Origin of the sequence: Verminephrobacter aporrectodeae subsp. tuberculatae At4 (assembly GCF_000193225.1) — a bacterium.
Classification (GTDB): Bacteria; Pseudomonadota; Gammaproteobacteria; order Burkholderiales; family Burkholderiaceae_C; genus Acidovorax; species Acidovorax aporrectodeae.
Genome location: NZ_AFAL01000964.1, coordinates 1 through 4,517 on the forward strand (window position 1 = coordinate 1; position 4,517 = coordinate 4,517).

Below are 4,517 nucleotides of genomic sequence, written 5' to 3' on the forward strand. Positions count from 1 at the left end.
CAGCAGCTGGTCCGCGTCGAGCCGCGCCGTGATCAGGCCGATGGTCTGCGGCGTGAGGCCGGTCATGCGCGCGATCTCGGCCTTGGCCAGGCTGCCGTGCGCGCGCAGCGCCTGGAGCACCGCGCGCTCGTTGAACTGGCGCAGCCCCACGTGGTTGGAGCCGCGCTGGCACAGCAGCGCGGGCGCTGCCGCCCCGGCCGGGGTGGCGTCGTGCAGCGCGGGGGCGCTCATGTCGGCAGGCCGCATGGCAGCGTTCAGGGGCGCAGGCTGTCGCCGATCACGCCCTTGCGCAGGATGAAATTGCCCCAGGGCTGCCGTTCGCCCGTGACGACGATGGCGCAGGCCTGCTTTGCGCGTTCATAGAACGCAAAGCGCTCCACGGCCTCCAACTGCCCGCTGTGCAAGCCCAGGCCGCCGAGCAGCGCCATGGCTTCGCGTTGCAGCGCCGAGCGGTAGGGCGGCTCGGTGCCGCCGACCTGCATGTACGCCACCGGCTGCGGCACGTCATCGGCCAGCGGCAGCACGCTGGTGACGGCCTGCAGCGCGCGCACCATGCCCACGCCGGGCAGGCGCAGCACGGGTCTGCCCGCGCCCAGGCGCATGGCCGTGAAGTTCGCGTCGGCGAGCACCAGCGCCTCGTCGTGCCCCATCCCGGCGAGCAGATGGAGCAGGTCCGGGCCGAGCAGGGGGTCGATTCCTTTGAGCATGGGTTTCCTGGTGCGTCGTCGTAAGGGAAATCAGGCCAGGCATTCCGGCGGCAGTTCGCTCGCCGGCAGCGCACCCGTCATCACGGCCACGGTGTCGCTCATGCTGATCTTTCCCGGGTGGACCACGGCGGCGCGCCGGCCCAGCCGGGCGATGTGGATGCGGTCGGCGACCTCGAACACATAGGGCATGTTGTGGCTGATGAGTATCACCGGCAGGCCCTGCTCGCGCACGCGGCAGATGAGCTCGAGCACCATGCGGCCCTCCCTGACGCCCAGCGCCGCCGTGGGCTCGTCCATGATCACCACGTGCCGCGCAAACGCCGCCGCGCGCGCCACGGCAACGCATTGGCGCTGGCCGCCCGAGAGCGTCTCCACGGCCTGCGTCATGGAACGGATTCCGACCTTGAGCTCGGCCATGCGCGCCACGCTGGCCTCGAGCATCTTCTTCTTGTCGAGCATGCGCAGCACGCGGCCCAAAATGCCGGGGCGGCGCAGCTCGCGGCCCAGGAACAGGTTCTCGGCAATCGTCATCGCCGGGGCCACGGCAAGGTCCTGGTACACGGTCTCGATTCCGGCCCGGCGCGCGTCGATGGGGCTTTTGAAATGGATGCGCTGGCCGTCGAGCAGGATCTCGCCCGCGTCGGGCACCGTGGCGCCCGAGAGCGCCTTGATCAAACTCGACTTGCCCGCGCCGTTGTCGCCGATCACGGCCAGGATCTCGCCCGCGCGCAGCTCGAAGTCGGCGCCGTCGAGCGCGGTGACCTGGCCATAGCGCTTGACCAGGCCCCGGGCCTGCATCACCAGTGCGCGGCTCGCGGTGGGGGCAGCGGCAGGCATCAGCGCACCCCCTTGCGCGAGAGCTGGTCGGTGGTCACGGCCAGAATCACCAGGATGCCGGTGACCAGGATCTGGTAGACCGAGGACACGCCCATCAGCGTCAGGCCGTTGCGGAACACGCCCACGATCAGCGCCCCGACCAGCGTGCCCAGAACCATTCCGCGCCCGCCGAACAGGCTGGTTCCGCCGAGCACCACGGCGCTGATTGCGTCCAGGTTCTCGGTCTGGCCCGCGTTCGGGTCGCCGGCGCCGGTGCGGGCCACCGACAGCAGCGCGGCGATGCCGTAGAACAGGCCGGCGAGCATGTACACGCCGAGCAGCACCCGGTCGGTGGCAATGCCGGTCAAGCGCGTGGCCTCGGGGTTGTTGCCCACGGCGTAGACATGGCGTCCCGGGGCAGTCTCGCGCAGCGCGAACCAGGTGACCAGGTACAGCGCCAGCATCAGCACCGCGCCCCACACGATGGCGGTCTGGCCAAGCTGGAATGTGCGGCCCAGCAGGGTCATGCCGTCGGGGATGTCGGTGATGGTCTGCGCGCCCGAGTACAGCTGCGTGGCCGCGAACGCGATGTTCAGCGTGCCCAGCGTCACGATGAACGGCGGCAGCGCGATCTTCGTGACCAGCAGGCCGTTGACCAGGCCGAACAGCACCGTCACCGCGATGCCGCAGGCGATCGCCGCCGGTGCCGACAGGCCGTAGTCCGCCGCCACCCGGGTCATCACGATGCCGCCAAGCGCCATCACCATGCCGCAGGACAAATCGATGCCGGCGGTCAGGATCACCAGCGTCTGGCCAATCGCGATCACCGCCACCACCATGACCTGCTGCAGGATCAGCGCGAAATTCTGCGCCGACAAGAAGCGCTCACTCTGCGAGGCAAAGAACGCGCAAGCCAGAATCAGCGCAACGAAGGGACCCAGCGCGGCCAACGTGGCCAGCGGGGACCTTCGGAAAGCGGTCGATGGCATGGGCAACTCCGGGTCCTGCGTCACCACCCGCATCGCGCGCACCGGACAGGGCCCCGGCCAGCGGGCGCTGCGGCGCCGCAGGCGCCTCGGGGCTGCCTCACTTCGTCCCCCAGCACAGGTCCGCGCCGGTCTTCACGTCCTTGCTGTCTACGCCGGCCTGCGGCGTGGCCGCAATCAGCGTCACGCCTGTGTCGGTATAGCCGCTGGCCTTCTTGCCGGTCCTGGCGTACTCCACGCCCGCCGCCACCCCCATGGCCGCCATGCGCAGCGGGTACTGCTGGCTGGTGGCCGCAATCACCCCCCGGCCGACGTCGGCAATGCCGGCGCAACCGCCGTCCACCGACACGATGAGCACGTTCCTCTCCTTGCCCGCGGCCTTGAGCGCGTTATAGGCCCCGGCCGCTGCGGGCTCGTTGAGGGTGTAGAGGATGTTGATGTCGGGGTTCTTCTGCAGGCAGTTTTCCATCGCGGTCTGGCCCTTGGCGCGGTTGCCGAAGCTGTCGGCCATGCAGACCACTTCGGCCGGGCGTGCCAACTCATTGCTCTTCGCATCATGGGTTGGCAGACCAAAGCCCTTGAGGAAACCGTTGTGCCGTTGCGCGCCTACCGGGTGGCCGGGGTACAGGTCGAGCATCGCGATCACCGGCGTTTTGCCAGCCGTCGCGGCCTTGGCGTACTGGCCGATCAACTCGCCGGCCTTGTAGTTGTCGGTGGCAAACAAGGCGTCGGCGACGTCCATCGGCTCGGTCGGGCTGTCCAGCGCAATCACCATCACACCGCGGGCCTGGGCCTTGCGGATCGCCGGCACGATGGCCTTGGCGTCGCTCGGGGCGATGAGGATGGTCTTGGCACCCGCGGCCACCAGGTTTTCCAGCGCCGTCACCTGGCCAGCGTTGTCCCCGTCGGCCTTGCCGGCGGCCGCCACCAGCTTGGCGCCGAGCTTCTTGGCTTCGGCGGCAGCGCCCTCTTTCATCTTCACGAAAAAGGGGTTGGTTTCGGTCTTGGTGATCAGACCGATCACCGGCTCGGCGGCCTGGGCCAGGCCGCAGGCCATGGCGCCGGACAGCGCGAGGGCAGAGAGCAAGAAAGCGGGGGGGCGTTGCATCGTGTGTGTCTCCTGGGTTGGGCTTGCCGGCCGCCCACTGGAAGGAAGCCGGCAGGGAAACCACTCTTGTCGGGTGGCTGGGACGGCACTATAGTCGCCAGTGAATTAATAAATCAAGTGGATTTAGCTATGGTTTTCCCTAGCCCGAGAAGCGCTCCGCAGCCCCTGCCCGGCGTCCAGGTCGCCACCGCAGGCGAGGCCTTGTACGACCTGATCGAAGAGCCCGACGGGCGCCTGCGGCCCTGCGCCGGCGGCGCGGTCTACAACCTGGCGCGCGCGCTCGGCCTGCAGGGCGTGGGCACGCTGTACCTGAACCCGCTGTCTGCCGACCGGCTCGGGCGCCAGCTCGCCCAGGGCCTGCACGCGGCCGCCGTGGCGCTGGCCGCGCCCGCACCGGTGGCGCTGCCCACCGCGCTGGCACTGGCCGCCCTGGACGCCGATGGCAAGGCCAGCTACAGCTTCTACCGCGACGGCGTGGCCGACCGCGCCATCACGGCGCAGGCGCTGAACGCGGCCTGCGCGGCGCAGCCGGGCCTGCAGGTCGTGGCCACGGGCTGTCTGGCGCTGGTGGCGCAGGACGCCGCCAAGTACCAGCCCTGGCTGGCGGCGCAGCGCGCCGCGGGCCGCATGGTGGCGGTCGACGCGAACCTGCGCCTGTCCGCCGCGGGCGCTGCCGACGCCTACCGCGCGAACGTGCACCAGGCGCTGCAGCAAGCGCACCTCATCAAGGTGAGCGACGACGACCTGGAGGCCCTGGACCTGCCCGGCGCCACCGCGCTGGAGCGCGCGCAGCGGCTGCTGCAAACCACCCCCGCGCAGTGGCTGGCGCTGACGCTGGGCGCGCAGGGCGCGCTGCTGCCGCCGACGCTCGACGGCGCCACGCTCCCCCTGAACTCCCTC

6 protein-coding genes are annotated in these 4,517 nt (G+C 70.2%); 1 reads left to right on the forward strand and 5 read right to left on the reverse strand.

All coding sequences use genetic code 11. From position 1 onward, the window contains the following. From VTU_RS30090 to VTU_RS0123370, 5 genes are all read right to left on the reverse strand, one after another. The coding region (locus VTU_RS30090; RefSeq protein ID WP_138928023.1) for a winged helix-turn-helix transcriptional regulator at positions 1 to 231 on the reverse strand (231 nt) is incomplete at its 3' end. Between the two features lie 23 nt (positions 232 to 254). Then, positions 255 to 707, reverse strand: coding sequence for an RbsD/FucU family protein (locus tag VTU_RS0123355; RefSeq protein WP_010109899.1), 453 nt, complete (start codon positions 705 to 707; stop codon positions 255 to 257). A gap of 30 nt (positions 708 to 737) precedes the next feature. Then, positions 738 to 1,544 (reverse strand): ATP-binding cassette domain-containing protein, encoded by an 807-nt coding sequence (locus tag VTU_RS0123360; RefSeq protein ID WP_010109900.1) that lies wholly within the window; start codon positions 1,542 to 1,544, stop codon positions 738 to 740. Then, the gene (locus VTU_RS0123365) at positions 1,544 to 2,512 is read right to left on the reverse strand and encodes an ABC transporter permease (RefSeq protein WP_029554691.1); all 969 of its coding nucleotides are present in this window, start codon (positions 2,510 to 2,512) and stop codon (positions 1,544 to 1,546) included. Before VTU_RS0123365 ends, VTU_RS0123360 begins: the two co-directional genes overlap by 1 nt. Positions 2,513 to 2,609: 97 nt before the next feature. Beyond that, on the reverse strand, positions 2,610 to 3,617 hold the full coding sequence (locus tag VTU_RS0123370) for a sugar ABC transporter substrate-binding protein (protein ID WP_010109902.1): 1,008 nt from the start codon (positions 3,615 to 3,617) through the stop codon (positions 2,610 to 2,612). 129 nt (positions 3,618 to 3,746) lie between these two features. On the opposite strand from VTU_RS0123370, the gene VTU_RS0123375 reads away from it, so the two are divergent. Then, positions 3,747 to 4,517, forward strand: a 771-nt coding sequence (locus VTU_RS0123375; RefSeq protein ID WP_040894155.1) for a PfkB family carbohydrate kinase, incomplete at its 3' end; no start/stop codon positions are given.

Bases quoted from the DNA above. Each gene is read 5' to 3' on its own strand.
- VTU_RS0123355 (WP_010109899.1), bottom strand. From the start codon at position 707: ATGCTCAAAGGAATCGACCCCCTGCTCGGCCCGGACCTGCTCCATCTG.
- VTU_RS0123360 (WP_010109900.1), bottom strand. From the start codon at position 1,544: ATGCCTGCCGCTGCCCCCACCGCGAGCCGCGCACTGGTGATGCAGGCC.
- VTU_RS0123365 (WP_029554691.1), bottom strand. From the start codon at position 2,512: ATGCCATCGACCGCTTTCCGAAGGTCCCCGCTGGCCACGTTGGCCGCG.
- VTU_RS0123370 (WP_010109902.1), bottom strand. From the start codon at position 3,617: ATGCAACGCCCCCCCGCTTTCTTGCTCTCTGCCCTCGCGCTGTCCGGC.